21 protein-coding genes and 2 tRNA genes are annotated in these 21,650 nt (G+C 41.0%); 14 read left to right on the top strand and 9 right to left on the bottom strand.

The window, feature by feature from the left end:
* From B3S92_RS04140 to B3S92_RS04130, 3 genes are all read left to right on the top strand, one after another.
* Positions 1 to 348 (top strand): TonB family protein (locus B3S92_RS04140; protein ID WP_296202986.1); only part of this gene is annotated, 348 nt, incomplete at its 5' end.
* Positions 349 to 455: 107 nt separating this feature from the next.
* Positions 456 to 1,037 carry a MotA/TolQ/ExbB proton channel family protein gene (locus B3S92_RS04135; protein WP_296202983.1) on the top strand — a complete coding sequence of 194 codons (582 nt, stop codon included), beginning with the start codon at positions 456 to 458 and terminating at the stop codon, positions 1,035 to 1,037.
* 9 nt (positions 1,038 to 1,046) lie between these two features.
* Entirely contained in the window at positions 1,047 to 1,448 is a 402-nt protein-coding gene (locus B3S92_RS04130) for an ExbD/TolR family protein (protein ID WP_296202980.1), read from the top strand.
* Positions 1,449 to 1,592: 144 nt separating this feature from the next.
* Here the strand turns inward: B3S92_RS04130 and B3S92_RS04125 are convergent, their stop codons facing one another.
* The 4 genes from B3S92_RS04125 to B3S92_RS04110 form a co-directional block, all read right to left on the bottom strand.
* Positions 1,593 to 2,786 carry a sugar transporter gene (locus tag B3S92_RS04125; protein WP_296202979.1) on the bottom strand — a complete coding sequence of 398 codons (1,194 nt, stop codon included), beginning with the start codon at positions 2,784 to 2,786 and terminating at the stop codon, positions 1,593 to 1,595.
* Between the two features lie 260 nt (positions 2,787 to 3,046).
* Entirely contained in the window at positions 3,047 to 4,702 is a 1,656-nt protein-coding gene (locus B3S92_RS04120; RefSeq protein WP_296202978.1) for a BCCT family transporter, read from the bottom strand.
* Positions 4,703 to 5,559: 857 nt separating this feature from the next.
* The gene (locus B3S92_RS04115; protein ID WP_296202975.1) at positions 5,560 to 6,390 is read right to left on the bottom strand and encodes a hypothetical protein; all 831 of its coding nucleotides are present in this window, start codon (positions 6,388 to 6,390) and stop codon (positions 5,560 to 5,562) included.
* A gap of 114 nt (positions 6,391 to 6,504) precedes the next feature.
* The gene (locus B3S92_RS04110; RefSeq protein ID WP_296202972.1) at positions 6,505 to 7,425 is read right to left on the bottom strand and encodes a DMT family transporter; all 921 of its coding nucleotides are present in this window, start codon (positions 7,423 to 7,425) and stop codon (positions 6,505 to 6,507) included.
* A 410-nt stretch (positions 7,426 to 7,835) separates the two neighbouring features.
* On the opposite strand from B3S92_RS04110, the gene B3S92_RS04105 reads away from it, so the two are divergent.
* The 3 genes from B3S92_RS04105 to B3S92_RS04095 are packed head-to-tail and all read left to right on the top strand — an operon-like array spanning position 7,836 to position 10,893.
* Positions 7,836 to 8,873, top strand: coding sequence for a FecCD family ABC transporter permease (locus B3S92_RS04105; RefSeq protein ID WP_296202971.1), 1,038 nt, complete (start codon positions 7,836 to 7,838; stop codon positions 8,871 to 8,873).
* On the top strand, positions 8,870 to 10,093 hold the full coding sequence (locus B3S92_RS04100; RefSeq protein WP_296202969.1) for an ABC transporter substrate-binding protein: 1,224 nt from the start codon (positions 8,870 to 8,872) through the stop codon (positions 10,091 to 10,093). The genes B3S92_RS04105 and B3S92_RS04100 overlap by 4 nt, the downstream gene beginning before the upstream one ends.
* A gap of 32 nt (positions 10,094 to 10,125) precedes the next feature.
* The gene (locus tag B3S92_RS04095) at positions 10,126 to 10,893 is read left to right on the top strand and encodes an ABC transporter ATP-binding protein (protein ID WP_296202966.1); all 768 of its coding nucleotides are present in this window, start codon (positions 10,126 to 10,128) and stop codon (positions 10,891 to 10,893) included.
* Between the two features lie 43 nt (positions 10,894 to 10,936).
* Here B3S92_RS04095 and B3S92_RS04090 read toward each other — a convergent pair whose 3' ends face one another.
* The 4 genes from B3S92_RS04090 to B3S92_RS04075 all read right to left on the bottom strand — a co-directional run bounded on the left by B3S92_RS04090 (position 10,937) and on the right by B3S92_RS04075 (position 13,229).
* A complete protein-coding gene (locus B3S92_RS04090) occupies positions 10,937 to 11,806 on the bottom strand; it encodes a DMT family transporter (RefSeq protein WP_296202964.1) in 870 nt (289 codons plus the stop codon).
* 453 nt (positions 11,807 to 12,259) lie between these two features.
* Positions 12,260 to 12,336 (bottom strand) — tRNA-Asp (locus B3S92_RS04085).
* A 57-nt stretch (positions 12,337 to 12,393) separates the two neighbouring features.
* A tRNA-Val gene (locus B3S92_RS04080) sits at positions 12,394 to 12,469 on the bottom strand.
* Positions 12,470 to 12,791: 322 nt separating this feature from the next.
* Positions 12,792 to 13,229 carry a hypothetical protein gene (locus tag B3S92_RS04075; protein WP_296202962.1) on the bottom strand — a complete coding sequence of 146 codons (438 nt, stop codon included), beginning with the start codon at positions 13,227 to 13,229 and terminating at the stop codon, positions 12,792 to 12,794.
* Between the two features lie 477 nt (positions 13,230 to 13,706).
* On the opposite strand from B3S92_RS04075, the gene B3S92_RS04070 reads away from it, so the two are divergent.
* The 8 genes from B3S92_RS04070 (at position 13,707) to B3S92_RS04035 (ending at position 20,875) form a co-directional block, all read left to right on the top strand.
* Positions 13,707 to 14,333: a cytochrome b/b6 domain-containing protein gene (locus B3S92_RS04070; protein ID WP_296202960.1), complete on the top strand. Its 627-nt coding sequence runs from the start codon at positions 13,707 to 13,709 to the stop codon at positions 14,331 to 14,333.
* 67 nt (positions 14,334 to 14,400) lie between these two features.
* On the top strand, positions 14,401 to 15,081 hold the full coding sequence (locus B3S92_RS04065; protein ID WP_349678945.1) for a response regulator: 681 nt from the start codon (positions 14,401 to 14,403) through the stop codon (positions 15,079 to 15,081).
* A gap of 89 nt (positions 15,082 to 15,170) precedes the next feature.
* Complete coding sequence (locus B3S92_RS04060) at positions 15,171 to 16,718, top strand: ATP-binding protein (protein WP_296202957.1); 1,548 nt, start codon at positions 15,171 to 15,173, stop codon at positions 16,716 to 16,718.
* 100 nt (positions 16,719 to 16,818) lie between these two features.
* Positions 16,819 to 17,460: a PepSY domain-containing protein gene (locus B3S92_RS04055; protein WP_296202953.1), complete on the top strand. Its 642-nt coding sequence runs from the start codon at positions 16,819 to 16,821 to the stop codon at positions 17,458 to 17,460.
* Positions 17,450 to 17,887, top strand: a complete 438-nt coding sequence (locus B3S92_RS04050; protein ID WP_296202950.1) for a hypothetical protein — start codon at positions 17,450 to 17,452, stop codon at positions 17,885 to 17,887. Before B3S92_RS04055 ends, B3S92_RS04050 begins: the two co-directional genes overlap by 11 nt.
* A 46-nt stretch (positions 17,888 to 17,933) precedes the next feature.
* On the top strand, positions 17,934 to 19,013 hold the full coding sequence (locus B3S92_RS04045; RefSeq protein ID WP_296202948.1) for an FAD:protein FMN transferase: 1,080 nt from the start codon (positions 17,934 to 17,936) through the stop codon (positions 19,011 to 19,013).
* Between the two features lie 82 nt (positions 19,014 to 19,095).
* The gene (locus tag B3S92_RS04040; protein ID WP_296202946.1) at positions 19,096 to 19,833 is read left to right on the top strand and encodes a ferric reductase-like protein; all 738 of its coding nucleotides are present in this window, start codon (positions 19,096 to 19,098) and stop codon (positions 19,831 to 19,833) included.
* Positions 19,834 to 19,879: 46 nt separating this feature from the next.
* Positions 19,880 to 20,875, top strand: a complete 996-nt coding sequence (locus B3S92_RS04035; protein WP_296202943.1) for a phosphatase PAP2 family protein — start codon at positions 19,880 to 19,882, stop codon at positions 20,873 to 20,875.
* Between the two features lie 164 nt (positions 20,876 to 21,039).
* Here B3S92_RS04035 and B3S92_RS04030 read toward each other — a convergent pair whose 3' ends face one another.
* A complete protein-coding gene (locus tag B3S92_RS04030) occupies positions 21,040 to 21,627 on the bottom strand; it encodes an alpha/beta hydrolase (RefSeq protein ID WP_296202989.1) in 588 nt (195 codons plus the stop codon).
* Positions 21,628 to 21,650 lie beyond the last annotated feature (23 nt).

The following is a 21,650-nucleotide window of genomic DNA, read 5'->3' as shown; positions in this document are numbered from 1 at the left end:
GCTGCAAGAGAACAAGCTGCGCGAGAACAGGCAGCTGCAAATAATACACCGAAAAGCTTCTCATCGAGTCAAGCCCGTTGGAAGCGAGCGCCTAGATTTGCACTACCGCAGCAGATAGAAAAAAGGGTGCTTCTGGGGGAGGTATTTAGCCTTACCTTAGAGGTGATAGCTGATAAACAAGGCAATGTCACTAAGGTCACAGTATTAAATTCTTCGGGTAACCAAGCTGTGGATAACGCCACCGTTAAAGAGCTGAAAAGAAGTAAGCTGCACCCTTTCACAGAGGATAGTTTACCTGTCGCTGGTAAGATTATTATCCCCGTTGATTACAGTGAAAAACGAAAATAGCTTTTTTAGAATCTAGCAAACCAGCACCTAATAAATTGGAATGAACTTGTTTTATTAGAATTATTCGTTAAAGAAAGATAACCCCCAAACTTTAGTAAGGATTTAACATGGATTTTGCAGCTTACTGGCAATATACCGATGTTGTTACCAAATTTTTATTTTTTAGCTTATTGGCCTTGTCTATTGCCTCTTGGATTACAGGGATACTGCGGATTTATCAAAGCAGTCAGCTCAAGGATAAAGTTGCTTCTGGGTTAGAACATGCGGTAGGTGCTGAGTCACAAAACATCGTGTCTTTGCAAAGTTCTGAGCGTAAGACGGTAGTAGAACAGGTCTTACTAAAAGAAATTGGCCGCTATCGCTTTGAGGGTGAAAAAGGCTTAGCAATATTAGGAACAACAGCGGCTATTGCCCCTTTTATCGGTCTGTTTGGGACAGTGTGGGGTATCTTTCATGCGCTACATAGTATTGGAGAGTCAGGTCAGGCAGGCTTAAGTCAAGTCGCAGGTCCCGTAGGTGAGGCGTTAATCATGACGGGATTGGGGTTGGCTGTGGCGATTCCTGCGGTTATCTTCTATAACATTGCGATGCGTATTAATCGTAAGACATTATTTATTGCTAATGACACCGCTTATGGTCTATTGGGCTCTACCGCAAAATCAGAAAACCATAATGAAATTCCCAGATAGGAGTGTGACATGGCTTTTCAATTAGGCGATGATGATATGCAAGCCATGAATGAGATCAATCTCATTCCTTTAATTGATATCATGTTGGTATTGATGATTATATTTTTGGTAACGGCAACCGTTATGAATCCTTCAGTACCCCTAGACTTACCGCAGACCAGTGCCGCAGTTCAGCCAGCAGAGCCTAAGGTAATTCAAATCAGTATCGATAAAGATGCTGGCATATATTGGGACGATGAGCCGATAACCTTGCAGCAATTATCGAGCCGACTGGACGAGCAGTCGCAACAGCAGACAGAGCCTTCTATTCATTTACGCACTGATAAAGATGCCCGTTATGAAACTGTGGCCCAAGTTTTGGCTTTGGCCAGTAAAGCTGAGCTCACCAAAATTGCTTTTATTAGCGAATAGCGATATTAGTGAATAAATTAAAGCATCATTAATAAGATGACACTATCTAAAAACCCTACTAGGCCAAAGCTTAGTAGGGTTTTTATTATTGAAAAGTTAAAAAAGTCATTTAGAACTAATCAGTCTTGGTAAAGCCAAAAAAGATTAGGAATTACGCAAAGCAGGGAAGCGCTTAATCATAAATAAGATAAGCAGTAAGGCCACCAAACTTATTACTGATCCCACGTAGCCGATACTGGACAAAGAGATGTGGGTTACGGCATAACCACCGAATAGGGCGCCGGTGCCTATACCTAGGTTAATAATGCCTGAGAACATAGACATCAACATGTCTTGGGCGTGTTGATCTACCATCAATACTTTGGCTTGCATCGAAATAATAAGCAGCATTAAAGCCGTTCCCCATAGCGTTGCATTTAGACTTAGCGCCCAAACTGAATTGACTGCCAGTAGTAAACTCAGCATAGATAGCAGCATAATGATAATAGAGACAAACATCAGTACAGTGCTGTGTCTGTCACCCCAACGGCTAAAGATAACACTGCCTATGATGCCCGCTCCACCAAATAGTAATAATATGAATGTCGCGAAGTTTTCACTGATAGAACCAATTTCACGCATGAAAGGCTCGATATACGAGTAAGCGGTATAGTGGGCGGTAAAGACTGTAAAAATCAGTAAGTACAAGCAGACCAACAGCGGGTTTTTTAGCAGTTCAGGAACTTTTCTGAAAGATCCTTTAAACATGCTGGGTAACGTCGGTAATAACCTTGCTTGTAGTATAAACACCACCAGGGCAATAAAGCCGATACCGCCAAAAGTGGCACGCCAGCCATACCATTGACCAATAATTCGACCTAAGGGAACACCAAGTACCATGGCCAATGAGGTTCCGGTTGCCACCACACTTAGAGCAAATGCTTTTTTGCCTTCAGGAGCGATACGAATAGCAATGGCGGCGGTAATTGACCAAAATATGGCATGAGAAAAAGCGATACCGACGCGGCTAATTAATAAAACATTAAAGCTCCAGGCAAAAACCGAAAGTACATGGCTGGCAATAAACACCGCAAATAAACCTAGCAACAGTTTTTTTCGTTCAAACTTACTGGTGAGCAGCATTAGAGGTAGTGACATAGCTGCTACAATCCAAGCATACAAGGTTAGCATCCAGCCAGTTTCAGCGGTGGTAATAGAGAAGTCCTGGGCAATATCACTCAGTAAAGCTACCGGTACAAACTCGGTGGTATTCATTACAAAAGCACTGATGCCCATTAAAATAACTTGAATATATTGAGTTCGGCGAGACAGGGTGTCTGCCTGAGAGGTATGTGTCATAAAATCAAATACATAAAGGGGCCAATTAGTGATAATCAGCCTATAAGAAAAATAGAAAATTTAAGAGGGGTGAGAGAGGAGACAAGATAACAAGTTCAGCCCCTAAGTTAAAGAGGGTTTTGCTATTACTTTAGTAACTTTTGCTTTAGTAATTTTAGCTTTTATAGCGAAAGAAAAAAGCCAGGTATTTTTATACCTGACTTTCATCCAAATTTAACTGTATTCACTAAGGTATTAGTAGCTAACTACAATAGCGACTATTAGTATTTTTCTAACTCATCAAGTAGCCATTCACGAGCTTTATAAATGCGTCTTAGACCAAGGAATAAGCTAAAGCACATCACCAATAACACGAAAGTGAAGGGTAGGCCAGTACTTACAGAGCCAGATTGTAACGAGGTAAGTGCTGCCTCACCACCCCCGTATAATAGAGCAATAGCAATCAAACCTTGAGAAATAGCCCAAAATACCCGCTGAGGTACTGGCGCTTCAAGCTTACCCCCAGCAGTGATGGTGTCGATAACTAGCGAGCCTGAGTCTGAGGAGGTAATGAAGAATACCAAGACTAGGATAATAGCAATAATTGAAGTAATCATGCCAAGAGGTAAGTTGTTCAGCATTTGGAACAAGGTCAGCGAGGCATCAGTAACCCCTTGAGAAAGCTCACCGACTTGGTTTTTGTACTGACTAAGACCTGTTTCTCCAAACACGGTCATCCAGACCATGGTCACAAGAGTGGGGGCAATCATCACTGCCGTTAAGAATTCACGTACAGTACGGCCTTTAGAAATACGAGCGATAAACATACCTACGAATGGTGACCAACTGATCCACCATGCCCAGTAAAATAAGGTCCAGCCATGATAGAAAGTGGTGTCTGTGCGGTCTACTGGATTTGATAGCGGTAGAATGTAGGAAGCATAAGAGACCCCAGTACCAAATACTTGACCGATAAGCTTCAATGGATTAGAGACGATAAAAATGAACAGTAATAACAGTAAAGCTACTAACATGTTGAAGTTAGATAATAGCTTAACACCGCCATCTAAGCCGCGATAGACAGAGATGGTGGCTAACATAGTTACCACAGCGATAATAACCATCTCAAGAACGTTGAGCCCTAAATCTATGCCAAATAAATACTTAAGCCCACCAGCAGCTTGTTGCGCACCTAAACCCAATGAAGTGGCTAGACCAAAAATAGTGGCCAATACCGCTAAGATATCAATAATATGACCCGGCAAACCCCAAGTTTTTTCTTTAAAAATAGGATAAAAAACGGAACGTAAGGTCAATGGAAAACGGAAGTTAAAGGCAAACAGCGCTAAAGAAAGACCAACCGTTGCATAAATAGCCCAAGGATGCAGGCCCCAATGATACATGGTAGCCCCCATGGCGGCTTTATAAGCTTCGGGAGTACCAGGTGCTATACCTAGCGGAGTACCGCCCCAGTCAGTAGCATAACCTAAAGGCTCTGCAACCGACCAAAACATAAGACCGATCCCCATGCCTGCTGCGAAAAGCATGGATAACCAAGACATACGGCCGAAGTCAGGGGTGGCTTTAATACCACCGATACGAATATTGCCATAAGGAGAGATAATTAACAGCAAACAAAACAATACGAAGACGTTACTGGCACTAACTATAAACCAGTCAAAGGTATTTACCACCCATTCTTTGGCACCATTTAACCAAGAGTTAGCTAGCTCTGGCATGGTTAATGTAAACACAACGAAAGCTAGCACTAATAGTGCGGTAATACCAAATACGGGGTTGTGAATATCCATACCCATGACTTGCACATTATTTTCACCTACTTCGTGCTCTGTGGTATACAGGCGTTTGCGAAAACGATTGATTAATGCCTTTGGAATTTTGTCAGGGTTGGGGATTTTTTTAGGGGTCATACTCATAATATTGTCCTATGTAAAGTTGATAAAATTCGAGCAAAGAGGTTTGCTTTTATTTACTACCTTTATCAATATTAGAGTTGCTTTAAGTCATAGATGAGGCTTGATTGTCGCATTAGCGCTCGTTACAACGAAAGCTAATATTGAACTCAATATATAAATTGGACTAAGTCATTTAGACCAATGATAATCTCAGTAAAAATGCTTAAGTAAGCAGTGATTTCTTACGAGATAGAGGTGAGATGGGTATATGTAATATACAAAGATAGTATTCGTTAATAAATAAACTAATACAGTTTACTTGACAAAAAAATAGACCGAGTATCCTAACAAACCCTTAAAGTAAGTCAAATTCTAGTTACATATTGGTAACAATACGATGCGATATATTAAATTATTTTTAATATCTAGAGTTTGTTAAATAATTTTCCTAAATAATATAACGGGCCTTCCCCTTAAAACGATGCCTAATATAGCTGCGACATTAATCAGTATAGATTTAAATCTCCTCAAGCCATCGCAAAACCTGCTGCTAGCATGATGATCTCAGAAGTTATCGAGGCAGTATTTTTTCCGACAAGCATGGCGAAGATAATACCTAAATAGCCAAATTTGGCCATTATGCCAGTACTCAGTCACTAATCTGATTGATTTCATGATTTTATAAAGATTTATAATGACTTAGCAGAAAATAAGACAGCGTTAAGGATGTGGTCATTGATGGGTAATATTTATAACCAAGGTTGAGGCCGTATTTATAGCCATCTTCCCACACTGGCTACATCCCTATACGCTAACTTATCGTTACTTTAACTAGTTATTCTGTCATTATCAGATTTACTATCCACTGCTTTAGATTGCTAGTGGGCTTTAGCGCTAGCTCGTTGCTTAAATACCACGAGACAGAACACAATAAATACTAGCAGAACAGCGGATGCACCAAAACGACTTAACGCCAATCCACCATGATCAAGAGGCTTGTCCAAAAAGTCGCCCAATACGGCACCTAGAGGACGGGTAAGCACGAACGCACTCCAGAACAATAAAGTTTTTGATATTTTTGTCCAAAAGTGTGCCAACGCTATCAATATTAATAAGCTTCCAAAGATAATTGCACTGGTGGTATAGCCCATGCCTTTGGTGTCGGCAACCCAGTCACCAAGCGCGGTGCCAAGGGTTTGAGAAAACATAATGGTTGCCCAATAAAACACTTCTGATTTAGGGTTATTAATACTATCTACAGAAATGCTGCCCATGCTTTTGTACCAAGTAAACAAACTTAGACAAAGTAGCGCCAATAATAAGGCAGAACCACCGGCATAACCGATACCCAAAGAGCGGGTCACAAAGTCGGCAATCGTTGTGCCAAGTGTGGTGGTAGCGATAATAGTCGCCCAATATAACCACTTGTTAAAACGATCCGCTTTGATTTGAGTGGCCACGGCTATGGCAAAAATAACCGCAAATATTCCAGTACTTACTAGATAACCTAGATTTAGGGACATAGACAGGGCATCGCCGGCTGTCTCGCCTAAGGTAGTAGAGGCAATTTTTATTAGCCAGAAAATTAACGTAACTTCAGGGACTTTAGCTAGTGCTGCATGAAGAGCAGGGGATTTTAAGGGTTTATGAGAAGGATCAGTAGGCGAACTACTGCTCTCAACGCCGCTGTGGTTGGTAATAATAGCCATATCTTAACTCACTGTGAGCATCAACAGACAGCATGTCATGTTGGAGAGGATAAATTAACAGTGAGGCAGTTAAGAAATCGTTAAGAAAATGAGCAATCGAAGTTAAGTTAGTAGTTAATTAGTTTCAGATTTAAGTAAGCTGTTTAAAATAGAGGCAATCAAAATAAATGATATGCCCAGATATTGAATAGGTGCCAAAGATTGATTCAATAAGACAGCGGCCAATAAGATGGCTGTTAAAGGCTCAAAGGTGGTAAAGACCGAGGCGCGAGTAGCAGGAAGCTTCTCTAAGGCTTTCATATAAAGAGCAAAAGGAATGATTGTCCCAATCAGAGATAGACCTGCGACATAGCCCCAAGTAGACAGGGGTAAAGTGGATAATTGAAAATAAGTCTCATAGGTGGTTGGCATAAACAGGAGCACTGCCGCACTAAAAGAGACCGAGGTAAAAAAGACCAAAGGAGCCGGGTGGGTGTCTCCCATGGCTCGCTTTCCTAAAACCCCGTAAAGAGAATAACAAACCCCAGCCATCAAGCCGGCTAATATTCCCCAATTGAAGCTGGCGTCTTCGCTTAGCATAGTTAGACCAACGCCAATCACTGCTAGTAAAGCCAACATACCTGCTTGTTTGGTAATTTGCTCCTTTAATAAGACTGCTGAGAAACCTAAACTAAAAACAGGCGCAGTATAAAGCAGTGCCACAGCGGGTCCGGCACCCAAGTTCACTACAGCCACAAAGTAAAAAACTGACATACCCAGCACGCCGATCAAGGACTGTAATGCTAGAGCTGACCATTGCCTAAGGGTTAAGGCTTTTAGATATCGCCATAAAAAAGGCAACAGTGCTAGCAATACCACTCCGGAGGTAACTATTCGCAGTATGGTCAGTTGCCAACCTGTGAAGCCGAAGCGATTAAGATAGGTCGAAAAGATACCTAGTGTGCCCCAACAGATGGCAGCCAATATAACTTGAGCTATACCAATCCAAGTATTGTTGAGTAAGGGATACGCTGATTTTGCGGTGTATTGAGTCAACTTATGCTTCCTTTCACTTACCAAGCAATTATCAGGTTCAGGTAAGAGCCATTGAGTTAAATGCTGGTTGCAGTCCTTTTAATCTGAAGATTGTAATATATAGTGAGCTTAAGGGATAGGTTTGAGTTAGACAAGGGGTGGTTCTTTTTACTTCTCTAGGAGTGTTATTTTCTCTTGATTTAACTATTAATATTTGAAAACAGGGGCCAGTTATTTTATCAGCAGAAGAAAACCGTAAATTTCAAAGTTAAAAAAGATGGCTAATTTAACCTAATTCAATCTCGCCGATGCTAATTAAAAGTTTAATTTTTAATTGCGAATACTTCTCATTACTATTATAATCCTCATTCGAAATTTAAAGTGAATACAATAGGGTCGTTCAATACTGCTCTAACCCTATGGATTATAAAATGACCCAAGCAATAAGCGAATACATCATTCGTGAACAACGAAAAATCGAGAAAAAGCGCCGTATGGTATTGCTGATATTTGCAATAGCATGCTTAGTAGGGCTTGTTTTGGATGTGATGACAGGCCCCTCGATGTTACCTATCAATGATGTGGTCGAGGCATTATTGCGTCTAACAGGTGTGGAAGATACCACCCAGACCATTGTTTATGATTTACGCTTGCCCATTGCCTTAATGGCATTATTGGTCGGTGCATCGCTTGGGGCTGGGGGCGCAGAAATGCAAACCTTATTAAATAATCCTATGGCAAGTCCTTACACTTTAGGGTTAGCAGCAGCCGCAGGTTTTGGGGCATCGTTAGTGATTGCCTTCGGGGGGTTGGGTTTACCTTTACAATATGCGGTACCGATTGGGGCGTTTGTCATGACCATGATCGCCTCAGCGGTCTTATTTTTATTTGCCTCTTTAAAGCAATTTGCTGCCGCTACTTTAATCCTGGTGGGCATTGCCCTTCTATTTATTTTTCAATCACTTTTATCGTTGGTGCAATTTATTGCGTCGCCTGAAGTATCCCAACAAATTCTATTTTGGCTATTTGGTAACCTTAACAAAGCCACTTGGACAAATCTTGCGGTGGTTGCTGTGGTCAGTACGATTTGCATTACCTTATTAATGCGAGATGGTTGGCAATTAACAGCTTTACGTCTGGGTGAAGAAAGAGCCGCGGCCCTTGGTGTAAATTTAACAAGATTACGTATTAGAACCTTAATTTTGGTCGCTATGATGACCGCAACAGCGATTAGCTTTGTTGGGGTAATTGGATTTATTGGTTTGGTTGCTCCCCATGTTGCCCGTCTATTGGTAGGAGAAGACCAACGCTACTTTTTACCAGCGACCATGTTGGCTGGAGCGGCTTTTTTATCATTTTCATCGGTGTTGTCTAAAGTCATTATTCCAGGGGCATTATTCCCTGTGGGTATTGTGACTTCATTTGTGGGCGTGCCTTTCTTATTTTGGATTATTTGGAGTAAACGATGAGAGCAATTATTCGTGCCACATTGGCGACAGCAGTATTAATGACAGCAGTAAATGCACAAGCTGAAATAAAGACAATTCATGATGTATTAGGGCGTGACGTTAAAGTCGATGTACCTGCTAAAAGAGTAGTATTAGGGTTCTATTATCCAGATTATATTGCAGCAACTGGGTCAGAAAACTTTGGGAACGTGGTAGGTATTTCTCGAGAGTTCTGGGAAAGTTTCAATCCAGGAAGCTGGGCATTATATAGTCAGAAATTACCTAATTTACAAAATATTGGCGATATTGGTAATGTCGATAGAGGTACATTTTCGCTTGAAAAAACCTTGGCAATGAAGCCTGATGTGGTGATATTGGCAAAGTGGCAATATGATACGTTAAAGGCTGAAATGCCTCGTTTTGAGGCAGCAAATATTCCGGTGGTAGTGGTCGATTATAATGACCAAAGTGTCGTAAACCATACCAACAGTACCAAGATTTTCGGACAAATTGCAGGGACAGAAGAGCGCGCGAATCAAGCTGCTCAAGAATACGCTGATGGGATTGCCGATATCCAAAAGCGGGTTCAAGCCGCTAAGTCACCCAAACCAAAGATTTATATTGAATTTGGTGATAAAGGGCCACAAGAGCATAGCTTTACTTTTGGTAAAAATATGTGGGGAGCAATTGCTGATACGGTCGGCGGTGATAATATTAGTAAACCGTTTGTTGAGAATTGGGGCCCTATTAATCCTGAGCAATTATTGGTAAGTAAACCTGACGTTATTATTATCTCAGGGACAGAAGTGGGTATGAAGCAGACCAATGCCATGGCAATGGGTATAGATATCGATGCTGATGAGGCCCAACGTCGTCTTAAAGGCTTTACCACACGTAACGGTTGGGAGAATCTGCCTGCGGTAAAAAATAACCGAGTATATGGTATTTACCATACTGCCTCGCGCTCGCTATCTGACTTAGCATCGGCTCAGTTTATGGCAAAAGCCTTATATCCCGAAGCCTTTACCGATGTCGACCCTGAAAAAACCTACCTAGATTTTCATGAGAAATATTTGCCAGTCAAACCTAACGGTACGTTTTTTATCCAACTAGGTTGTGGCACAAGTATCTGTAAAGATAATGTATCTACTACAGATCAATCTGCTACAACCACTTCATCGCCTCAAACACTGTCATGGTGGGATAAGCTGGTTAATTGGATGCGTAACCTATTTTCTTAATTTTTTGTCATTAACCTTATAAAGATATAATAATGCTTGAACTCGACGATTTAACTGTACAGCGTGGCTCACTAACCGTTGCCCAAGCTATCAACGCTCAGTTCCATACAGGAAAGATATATACGCTGCTCGGAGCAAATGGGGCAGGAAAATCAAGCTTATTAAAAGCAATATTTGGTGAGTTAGAGTTTTTAGGCACCATCCGCTATCAAGACACAGCACAAAGAAAAGCTCATCTGACGGCTTGGCGAAAACCCATTGCCTATATGCCCCAAGATAGCCATACTGATGCTGAGCTTAATACACTTGAGGTAGTGCTGCTAGGGCGTATGGATGCTTTGGGTCGACATATTAGCGATGACTTGATGCGTGAAGCAATTGACCTAATGTCGCAGTTAAATATTGCTGAGTTAGCCCATCGTCCTATAAGTGCATTAAGTGGGGGGCAGCGTCAGCTTGCTATGTTTGCCCAAGCTTTATTACGTCGCCCTAAAATTTTACTGCTTGATGAGCCTGTCTCGGCACTGGACATGGCTCATCAAATCAATTTATTACAAAAGGTAAGTCACTATACTAAAGAGCATGAACTTATTTGCTTGATGGTTTTGCATGATTTAAGCCTTGCTGCTCAGTTTTCTGATGAGTTATTGTTGTTATCAGAGGGCAAAATCCAAGCACAAGGTACCCCTCAAGAAGTCTTACAGCCTCAGATTCTACGCCAAGTCTATCAAGTAGATATCGAGATTTTGACCAGTAGCCGAGGGCTGCCTGTTGTCCATCCTTATCGAAAAACCCTTTAAGTAAGTGGCAAGTATTAATTATTAATCCAGTTTTAACCCGCTCTTAATCCATTTTCTTTTCAGGTAAGCTACTAACAACCCCTGCTAAAATTACCGCGACAATACCTAAAACTTCTATCAAACCAATAGTTTCTCCAGCAAAAACTACACCATAAATGGCTGCAAATACCACGGTTAGATAAGACAATGCCGCTACCGTAAATTTCTGTCCCACATGATAGGCATGAGTCATTGCCAACTGCGCCAATAACCCTGTGCCACCTATACCGATCATATAAGGCAGGCTTTCTAAGGTCAGGCTTTGCCACCCCGCCCATGTAGCCAATATCGCTGAAATGGCCGCCGCTACTGCCGAGAAGTAAAATACAATTCGCCAAGCAGGCTCGCCCATAAACGATAATGCTCGCACTTGTAAAAGGGCAAAAGCGGTAAAAATGCCACCACTTAGGGTAATTAAGGTTTCAATTAACCGGTCTGATTCAAAAGCAGGCTTCAGCATTAAACAAATACCAGCCAAGCCCATTAACAGGGCTGTCCAGGTTTTTAATGAGGGCGTCTCTTTTAGCCAAACAATAGATAAAATTGCAATGAAGACTACGGAGGTATAGTTAAGGGTTACAGAGGTTGCCAAAGGCAGCTGACTTAAGCCATAAAAGGCTAGCAATAATGCGGTTGTACCTGCGACACTACGTTTCATATGTCCCAAAAAAAAGGGAGTTTTAAGAGTTTGCCCACGTATTAACGTCCCACAAAAAATCATTAGGGCAGGTAGAACGGAGCGCCAAAATGCTAATTCATAGGGGTTCATATCAAGCTGGACAGCAGCATTTTTTACTAAAATGTTCATTAAGGCAAATAAAAACGCTGCCACAATCATCCACGCTGAACCTAACGTATACTTCACTTTTACCATACTAAATGATCAAATCAAAAAGATGCTATTGTAGCATTCTTAGCTCCTATAATAGAGAGGTATCCTTCTGTTAAATCTGATTCTAAAGTTGGAGGTTTATTAAAAAAGGGGTACTCAATGATGTAAATCCCCCATGCTTAACACAACATCATCGTAGAATAATTAAGGCACCTGTCTGTACTCGAAATGAGTCATAAACTCATTCCAATTTTTTACTCTTGGTCACAAAATGGTCACCAAGCAATGGGTCACCATAGACTAGGCTTAACTGCTTACTAAACTAAAAGGGGAGAGGGTTTATCTGAGGATCTAATACTGCGATGAGGCTATATAGATAAATGGATGAGAAGAGGTAAGTGTTAAAACCAATAAACACAAAAAAACCTCAAGTAAATTAATACTTGAGGCTGAAACTGTGCGCTTAATTAAATAAGCAGACTAAGTTTTAAAATATGGCGCAGCGGACGGGACTCGAACCCGCGACCCCCGGCGTGACAGGCCGGTATTCTAACCAACTGAACTACCGCTGCTTAGGTCGCTTTAGAATATTTAGCCACTTTCTAAAAGAAGTGGTTGTTTCTAAAATATGGTGGGTGATGACAGGCTCGAACTGCCGACATTCTGCGTGTAAGGCAGACGCTCTACCAACTGAGCTAATCACCCTGAGAAGCGTGAAGAAAACGTCTGGGGGACGTTTTTAGCTTCGCAAGAGCCAAGCTGTGCTTGGCTAAAAGCTATACTTTCTTCAGATATTAGATTACAGAACGGTTATCTATATCGTCTGAATGTAGGAGCGTATTATATACATTAATTTTTATCTGTCAAATGTATTTTTCAATTTTTTAGTTGAATGCTAAAAAAAATGCATTTTCCACCCGATAAAATTACGCCCGAACAACCTATAAGTTTGTCCGAGCGTAATAAGAGAGTAGAACTGAACTAATAAGAAATCGATTACGAGCTAAGTTATTATTTCAGTAGATAACTACTTATTAACTTTCACCACATCCCAAGTACCAAATTTACCATCACCATTTTTATCCCCTGGCTTGCTATCATTGGCATAGAAATATAAAGGTTTACCGTTCATTGCCCACTGATATTTTCCGTCATCACGTTTAATTGTGGTTAGTTTGCCAGTTGTGGTTGAGGCTTTAGGGGCTAGGAAGGCAGGCCAGGCAACAAGACATACCTTGCCACAGTTTGATTTATTAAGATCGTCTTTATCATAAGTATAAAGCGTCATATGATTGGTTGAATCGACCAATATGCCATTCATCTTAGTTACAGGTGCTGAGTTATTTTGCATAGCGTGAACATCATGCATGCCCGAGGTGTCTTCGCCGGCTACGTTTTTTAAAGTAGTACAACCTGAAAAAGCCATTGTGCCCGCGATCAAAGAGGTAAGTAATAAAGCTTTCATGATTTTATCCTTAATTAAATTAGAATTGTTCTAGGTCTTATAAATGCCGGCATTAAGAATTGAACAGTCAATTTTTTAATACTTTATTGGAAAAATACCAAAAGGCTTTAATGGTTTAATAATATAGGGTTTGTCGTTAAGAAAGCGTTAAGGTTGTGTAAAGTTTTTATATACTTTATCGAGAATTAAGATGTTATTCAAAACTGTAACAAACTTTCTTTTACTATAGTGATCAGTCAATAACACTCAACATTAATAAATAATTGCTGAATGACCCGTTAAATTACCTTTAGTCTAAGTCGATAACAACCCTTATAATAAATCGAGAGTGATTTTCCTAAGCTTATCTTAAGTTTCATCTGTTGTAATGGGCTCAAAACAAAGTTGCGGTGGATGCCTAATTAATTATAAAGACCATCCACAACCGCAATTAATAATAGCTATTTATACAGCAATAAACTTAAGGGAGCCCTCGTCATGAGCCAAAAAATATCCAAAAATAAAATAGAAAATATTTCTAACCCTAACTTCTCAACCTCTGAATCCATTGTTAAGTCTAAGCAGCAAATAAAGGTCTGGGATATTTTAGTCAGGTTTACCCATTGGGGAGTTGCCGCTGGTGTCATTGCCAACTTAGCCTTTACCGAAGATGGTGGCCAGATTCATGAGTATGTTGGTTATACGGTAGTAGCATTGGTAGTTATACGCCTATTATGGGGGTTTGTAGGTACTAAATATGCTCGGTTTAGTGACTTCTTCCCCACACCCAAACGAGTTAAAAACCATCTAAATGAGCTTAAAGCTCAGCATGTTAATAATCAAAGTGTTAAAACTGAGCATTTGGGTCATAATCCCTTAGGCGCTCTAATGATGTTTGCCCTTTGGGGTGCTATCATCGGCTTGGGACTGACCGGTTATTTGATGGAATCACAAGTTTTAGGAAACAAAGATTTGTTTGAAGAGATCCATGAAGTATTGGCCAATAGTTTATTTTTCTTAGTGCCGCTACACGTGATATCGGCCGTCGTTATGAGCCGTCTACAGAAGCAAAATCTTATAAAATCTATGGTTACTGGCAATAAAACAGTTAATAAAGCTGAATAAAGTTAAAATTGTATTTATAGTTAAGGCGTTATCTAGTTTAAAGAAAGTAGCTACAGTGAGGGCTATGATGTCTCGAGTATTATTAATAGAAGACGACAGTACTATTGCAGAAGGTCTAATTCAAGGCCTTAAAAATCACGGCATGATAGTAGACTGGTTCAGTGATGCCAAGCAGGGTGAAATGGCTTTGCAAGAGTCAATGTTTGATGCGGTATTGCTTGATTTAACACTACCCAATGGCGATGGCATGTCGGTATTAAAAAGCTGGCGTGATAAGAAGTTAGATACGCCAGTATTGATCATTACTGCTCGAGATGCTATTGCCAATAGAGTAGCTGGTCTCAATGCCGGAGCTGACGACTATTTGGTTAAGCCTTTTGCGCTAGATGAAGTGATTGCAAGGCTACAAGCTTTAATGCGGCGTAGTCAGGGTCGAAGCAATCCCGAGGTTCGCTTTGGTGAATTGGTCTATTATCCTGACAGCCAGCTTGTGACCTATCAAGGAAAAAATGTCGAACTGACCACCAAAGAAGTAGCGGTGTTGGAACAAATGATGACTCGACCGCAAAAGATTCATAATCGGGCGAGCTTAGAAGATAAACTCTATGGCTGGCAACAAGATATTGAAAGTAATGCCATTGAGGTGCATATTCATCATTTGCGTAAAAAGCTTGGTAATGATTTTATATTGACCAAACGTGGTATCGGCTATTATTTAAACCCTATCTATCAGAACCCTAATGCGTAGTAATTTAGAAGGTGTTTATTGATTGAAGGTAACTATTTACTGAAGGCGATTATTGATTGATAGCCATTTGCGAGCCTTGATCCCCTAATATGAAAAGTATTCAACAAAGACTTTTAACCTCATTATTAATCGGCTTGCCACTGTTGTGGCTATTAACGTCAAGCTTTATAGCTTGGCGTTTTTGGCATGAAACAAATGAAATCAATGATACCCAAATTACTCAAGTAGCCCGTTATTTAGTCAGTATTTCAGGTGATGATGATCTTGAAGGGGATTACGAGAAAAAGAGGCTAGAGGGTAAAAAACATAAGTCAAAAAGTCATGACAAAAAAGATAAAAGGGATAAAGCAGGTGATGAAGATGACGACCATGATAATGATCATGACTATGCCAAAATTTATAAGCTAAAGGACGGCGAGCTGTTAGGGAATCTAGGCGATACAAAAGATGATTATATGGGGTTTGCCATTTGGGACAGCAAAGGCCGATTATTAATGGCTGATGAGAATGGCCAATCCTTTAAATACTTAGCCAATCAGCAGGGCTTTGTGGACGAGGAAGATAGCGCTTATCAGCGCTTAAACCCTTTTAGTCGGCAGTGGCGATTGTTTTATATTCACGATGATAGTTTGCGTCATCATGAGGGCCGTGTCATTGCTGTAGGACAAAATCTTAAAGTACGTCGTGAGATGATTGCTCATACCTTACAAGTACAAATTTTACCAATGTTTATTGGTCTATTGGCTTTTTTAGGGTTGGTAATTTGGTCAGTTCGACGCGGTTTCGCACCGCTAACTCAGATTAGTGAAACCTTAAGCTCCCATCAATTACAGGACGATAGCCCTATTGTGGCGGAGGTGCCTAAAGAAGTTCAGCCGTTAGTGACGGCTTTAAATGAGCTGTTTGTCAAAGTCGCAGATACTTTGGAGCGTGAGCAGCGCTTTACCGCAGATGCGTCACATGAACTTCGTAGTCCGCTAACCGCACTTAAGCTACAGATAGATTTATTGCAACAAAAACTGATAGAGCAGCAGATATCACAACCAAAAAACAATCCTATAGATGACGATGTTATTTATCATACTGAGCGTATTAGTGAAGGTATTGATAGAGCCAATCACTTAGTAGAACAGCTGCTTATATTGGCCAAGCTGGCACCACAACAGCAGTTGCCAAAATCAGAGCTACAACGTATCGATTGGTTAAGCTTAACCGATGAAGTTTTAGCCAGTTGTAACCGTCAAGCCAGAGAGAAGAGTATCCAGCTCAAGCGCTTGGTTGAATGTGAAAACGCAGAGGATATTCTGCCCATCGAAGTTAATCCCACTTTATTCAAATTACTGCTACGTAATCTCATAGACAATGCCATTCGTTATAGTCCGGAAGGCAGTATCGTTGAGCTGCAACTCACCCCAAACTCGATAAAAGTTATAGACAATGGTTTTGGGGCTCCTCCTGATCAGATACATAGATTGAGTGAGCGCTTCTATCGTCCCGCCGGACAGAGTCAACGTGGGAGTGGTTTAGGGCTATCTATTGTGCATCAGATTGCAGAGTTACATGGGCTGCAATTGCAAATTAGCAATAGAGCACTACCTGAAACTGGGTTTATGGTGACCGTAAATTTACCTGGTTAAAGATAATATGTATTTATTTTTGATAAAAATCATATCTTAAGTTTCAGTTAATATTCATCACATAAGATAACTCCAGTCAAAAATGATTTGGAGTTTTTTTATGAGCACCCCTGTATTAAAGCCTTTACTAAAGCCGCTATTAATCATATTAGGCTCTGCCTCGATGATATTTTTTGGTGGTGTCATTGCACAAACTTTGCCTGACTCTAGTTTGGGCGGCAAAGACACAACTGAAAATGTTGCTAATAGCACTGATGACCTAACAAGCTTGGCAGTTTCATCAAGCAATACTATTCCAGCTAGCAGCGTTATAAGTTCACAGCAGGCCTTGACCGCAGCAAACCAATACCTGCCTAATGAAAGCTTGCAAGCCCCAATAGAATTGGTCAATTACAACGGTACAGCTGCTTACGAGGTGTCACTAACCAGTGGACCTGTTTATATCGATGCCACTTCTGCGGCAGTATTGAATCCAGCCCCCTCAAGCATAAAAACCTCTAAAGAGTATCGCTATGAAGATGATGACGATGATGATGAGGAGCATCACAAAGATAAACATCATAAAGATAAGCATGATGATGAGGCACACCATAAAGACAAAGATAAAAAGAAAGATCGTAAAAAGTATCGTGATGAGGATGAGGATGAATACAAGCATCTGATAGTAGCAGACTATCGTCTTTATGAAGAATCGCAGCGTTCTAATAAGCACCATGATGATGAGGAGAGCTATGATGACTAATACCCCTAGGCCTGTTAAAACAGTTAACAACAAAGCTAGAAAGAGAGCGGTAAATAAATCGGTAAATCAGTCAGCAAAGAAAGGCGAGTCTTATCTTGGAGTCAAGAGTGCCATCTTGATGTTGTCCATTGTCGGTACGATGGGGGGCTGGCTAGTACTGCTCAATCAAGAGGACAGCTACGCTCAAGTAGATGAGCAAGCAGCTATAAACTTTGAGCAAGTAGTAACGGATACCAATTTAACTGATTGGGATCAGGGGGAGGCCAAGCCGATGACGGTAAGCATGACCACTACTGCTGGCGAGAATATGACGAGCAGTTCGTCAAACCAGAGTATCGATATCAGCCAGTTGCGCCAAGTAAATGAGGTGGCACCAGTACCAAAACCAGAAGTTCGAGTGGTTGCACGAACTCAATCTTCTCGTTAAGAAATAAATATTTTAAATATGAAAAATCAAAAAACGGGAGTCAGCCATGAATCAGTCGCCTTTATATATTGAAACACTGGCTCTTAAAGCGATGGGCTGTCATATCCAAGTGCACTTAGATATCACGGCTATTAAATCGTCTCATTCAGACGTTCAGATTGAGCAGCAGTTAATACAACTTAAGCAAGATATTGAACACACCCTCTGCAGTTGGGAACAAATATTTAGTCGTTTTAAGGACAGTAGTGAGTTGATGCGTTTAAATCGACTTAATCAATGTTCTGAATCAGATAGCCAGTGGATTACGGTGAGCGCTGAGTTGTTTGAGGTATTAAAGCAGGCTGTATTCTTCGTTGATAAAACCCAAGGTTTAGTAACCCCAACTTTATTGCAGGTGCTGTGTAACCTTGGCTATTCCCAATCCTTTGAGAGGCTAACCAATGTCTTAGTGAGTGATCAGTCTTTCTCAGTTGAGAACTTGCAAGATGCTAGAAATATCGAATTTCGCATCTTAGCGGATGACAGTCATCAACTAAGATTACCTAGGGGAATGAGTTTAGATTTGAACGGTTATGTCAAAGGATGGGCTGCGACTAAGTTGGCTGAGAAGATCAGCTGGCATCACCCTTGGCAAATGCCTTGTCTGGTCGATATGGGCGGGGATATTGCTATTGGTGAGCCTAAAGATAGCGGCGGTAAGTCGCTTAATAATCAGCCAACCAATTGGGGAGTGGCTATTGCTAGACCCAATGCGCTTAACCCAGAAGATGAAAGTCTCGAGCATTATCAAGCATTAGGAATTGATGTGGCGATTGTTCAGATAAGTGGTGGGGGTATTGCAACTTCTGGGCAGGACTATCGGCGCTGGAAACATCATGACCAGTGGCGGCATCATCTTATTAATCCTAATACTCAACAGTCAGACCTGAGTGATGTGCTAAGTGCCACTATCATTGCAGACAGCACACTTGAGGCAGAAGTAGGGGCTAAGTACTGTGTCTTACTAGGAGCGTCTGAGGCAATATCGTGGCTGAACCAAAATAATTTAGCCGGTTTGATTGTTGATACCAACTATCAAGTCATCACCTCACATAGAATGGCCTCGACTGTGATTGCTACAGCATAAATACAATAGCAAGACTATGAGCTTTTTAGCTTGCATAATTTCAAGGCATAACCTCAAAATTATTATTACTAGGAGGGTCAGCATGACCATTCATCTTAAGTCACAGTCTCTGTCTCATCCGAGCCTACAAAGTAAACTGTTAAATGGTGGCAAGTTATTGGTCATTAAGGCTCTAAAAGCCATTGGCTGGCTATTAATTTTGATAGTAGGGGTTGGTGTTGGAACATTTTTGCTCTTAAATTGGGGGCCACAAGTTACAGGCTTACTGGCCCAAACTGATAAAAACGCTTGGTATTTGTCTCGAGCCACTGGCTTCATTGCCTACACCTTATTTTGGTTAACCATGGTTTTTGGCTTGTTATTAGGAACAAGATTAAGCTCTCAGCTAGGTCGATATTTCACAGCAAGCCGACTTTTTGAGTTGCATCAATTCACCAGTCTGGTCGCCACTGGCTTTGCAGGTTTCCATGCGCTGATTTTGTTGGCAGACAATTATCTTAACTTAGGTATTGGGCAAGTGTTGGTACCTTTTGGTTTTGAGACAGATACTGTAGGGGTTGGCTTGGGTCAGATTGGCTTTTGGCTGTTATTTATCTGTGCTATGAGCTTTTACGTGAAATCCTACTTGGGTCAATCGGTCTGGCGCTTGCTGCACTTTTTAACATTTATAGCTTATATGTTAGTCAGCATCCATTTGTTCATTGTAGGCTCAGACAACCAAGCCTTACCACTGTTAGTATTTTATGCGTTAAGTCAGAGTTTAGTTTTCGTGTTAATAGGATATCGACTGTGGCTTCTCAATCTGCGACAATCAGCCTGAAGAAGTCTACCCACTTGAAGTTTAACTAGAAGAAGCTCTGTTATTTATGATTAATTTAATTGAAACACATCAACAGCTGTTTGGCTTAGGAAGTCTACTTTTTGTTGTTATGACTGTTTTGTGGGTGGTTCAGTATGTAATTATTGGTTATGGCAAAAAAACACTTATTCAGCTTCAGCAATGCTGGATAAGCATAAAACAGAAGTTTGAATTAGATAAACGACGGCTTCAATTTAAAACCCGTTACCCTAAAGGCTATCATTTTTTATCACAAAGGCTTCATGTAGAGCACTTTTATGGTCTGCCTTTGACAGTGTTATTGTTGGTCATGGGCTATATTTTGGCTTTGTTTGTTGGGCTCGTTGAAGATGTGGTCACCTCAGATTCAATCGTGGCCATGGACCATTTTGTATCACAGCAGATGAGTGTGCTGAGTGACTCGGTGGTGGTCAATTTCTTTATCGTCGTTACCAGTTTTGCCTCCACACCGCTCACTTTGTTAGTCGTGTTACTGACGGGTATCGTATGCTTTGCCATTCGCCAATATTATCTATTAATTGGTTTTTTGATATCAGTAATCGGTAGTTCTGCCTTTACCTATTTGAGCAAATTGTTATTTCATCGAGATCGACCCGTAGATATTCTACTGCACGAGTCAACCTTTTCCTTTCCGAGTGGACACGCGACGGTTACGGTAGCCCTATATGGGTTTATTGCTTATATGGCCATTCGTTTCAGCCGAGATTTTGGCAGGCAAGTACGCATATTGGTGACTACGGTCTTTCTTTGTGTCTTGGTAGGCCTGAGTAGAATTGTCTTAAATGAGCATTATTTAAGTGATGTAATGGGCGGCTATTTGGTCGGTGCATTATGGTTGACGGTAGCGATTAGTGTGACGGAGTGGCTCAGAGCCAAAGGCAAAATCAACTGGCAAATACAGTGGTCTGCTTCTCAGCTGCGTTTGGTTTGGCTCAGTGCTATTGGCGTTTTAATCGGTGCCGTCATCTATGCCAATCTTTATCAATTTCCTTTGTTACTGTGATTCTTGTTGAAGCAGATTTTGCTTAAAGCATTTAATTAGCCTTTAATTGATATTTCAGTTAAAGGCTTTTTTAAATTATGGCTTTTAGGCTGAGGCTTTTAGTTTATAGTTCATAGCTTTAACGTTATAACTTCGAAGCATCGTCTCAGTTAGCAGTAAAGGCCTTACTTAAATGCTTCTATAATAGCCTGCGCACATGCTTCAGGTGTTTCCATGGGCAAAAGATGTCCATTATCAGAAAATTCAATTAGCCGATCCTCAGGGACTACGTGCTGCCAAACTTTACGCACCTGTTCGCTAATGAACAGGGAGGGTTTACCAACAATAATAGTATAGGGAAGACGTAGGGCATTTAAATCTTCTAAAGCGTCTGTGACAAAGGGGGTATCAAAGTAGCTGGCTAACTCCTGCTCAGGCGCAAACAGCAGACTATATTGCCCTTGCTCGTTTTGAGTAAGACTTTGCTTTGCAAAGACAGCCAGGTTGTCATCCTCAATGCGTTTAAACGCACGATGTGCTCGTAGATAGTCGTAGTATGCTGCAATACTTTCCCAATCCGCTTGCTTTGCCAATGTGCTTTTAAAAGGCTCTTGGCCTTTCTTCAATGTATCAGGCGCTGCGTTCATCAAGCGTGTCTGCCATTTGGTAAAAGTAACAGGCTCTATTAGATACAACTCCGAAAACAGCTCCGGGCGTTTGACCGCAGCAATGGCAGTGGCGGTCGCACCTTGTGAATGTCCCATGCCAACGATGGGCTTATACCAATTCTAAAAAA

This window comes from Psychrobacter sp. UBA3962, from assembly GCF_002385225.1.
GTDB lineage: Bacteria > Pseudomonadota > Gammaproteobacteria > Pseudomonadales > Moraxellaceae > Psychrobacter.
Note: the sequence above shows the minus strand (reverse complement) of the source record. Positions and strands in the feature narration are given on the sequence as shown.

Bases quoted from the DNA above. Each gene is read 5' to 3' on its own strand.
- B3S92_RS04135 (WP_296202983.1), top strand. From the start codon at position 456: ATGGATTTTGCAGCTTACTGGCAATATACCGATGTTGTTACCAAATTT.
- B3S92_RS04130 (WP_296202980.1), top strand. From the start codon at position 1,047: ATGGCTTTTCAATTAGGCGATGATGATATGCAAGCCATGAATGAGATC.
- B3S92_RS04125 (WP_296202979.1), bottom strand. From the start codon at position 2,786: ATGACACATACCTCTCAGGCAGACACCCTGTCTCGCCGAACTCAATAT.
- B3S92_RS04120 (WP_296202978.1), bottom strand. From the start codon at position 4,702: ATGAGTATGACCCCTAAAAAAATCCCCAACCCTGACAAAATTCCAAAG.
- B3S92_RS04115 (WP_296202975.1), bottom strand. From the start codon at position 6,390: ATGGCTATTATTACCAACCACAGCGGCGTTGAGAGCAGTAGTTCGCCT.
- B3S92_RS04105 (WP_296202971.1), top strand. From the start codon at position 7,836: ATGACCCAAGCAATAAGCGAATACATCATTCGTGAACAACGAAAAATC.
- B3S92_RS04100 (WP_296202969.1), top strand. From the start codon at position 8,870: ATGAGAGCAATTATTCGTGCCACATTGGCGACAGCAGTATTAATGACA.
- B3S92_RS04095 (WP_296202966.1), top strand. From the start codon at position 10,126: ATGCTTGAACTCGACGATTTAACTGTACAGCGTGGCTCACTAACCGTT.
- B3S92_RS04090 (WP_296202964.1), bottom strand. From the start codon at position 11,806: ATGGTAAAAGTGAAGTATACGTTAGGTTCAGCGTGGATGATTGTGGCA.
- B3S92_RS04075 (WP_296202962.1), bottom strand. From the start codon at position 13,229: ATGAAAGCTTTATTACTTACCTCTTTGATCGCGGGCACAATGGCTTTT.
- B3S92_RS04070 (WP_296202960.1), top strand. From the start codon at position 13,707: ATGAGCCAAAAAATATCCAAAAATAAAATAGAAAATATTTCTAACCCT.
- B3S92_RS04065 (WP_349678945.1), top strand. From the start codon at position 14,401: ATGTCTCGAGTATTATTAATAGAAGACGACAGTACTATTGCAGAAGGT.
- B3S92_RS04060 (WP_296202957.1), top strand. From the start codon at position 15,171: ATGAAAAGTATTCAACAAAGACTTTTAACCTCATTATTAATCGGCTTG.
- B3S92_RS04055 (WP_296202953.1), top strand. From the start codon at position 16,819: ATGAGCACCCCTGTATTAAAGCCTTTACTAAAGCCGCTATTAATCATA.
- B3S92_RS04050 (WP_296202950.1), top strand. From the start codon at position 17,450: ATGATGACTAATACCCCTAGGCCTGTTAAAACAGTTAACAACAAAGCT.
- B3S92_RS04045 (WP_296202948.1), top strand. From the start codon at position 17,934: ATGAATCAGTCGCCTTTATATATTGAAACACTGGCTCTTAAAGCGATG.
- B3S92_RS04040 (WP_296202946.1), top strand. From the start codon at position 19,096: ATGACCATTCATCTTAAGTCACAGTCTCTGTCTCATCCGAGCCTACAA.
- B3S92_RS04035 (WP_296202943.1), top strand. From the start codon at position 19,880: ATGATTAATTTAATTGAAACACATCAACAGCTGTTTGGCTTAGGAAGT.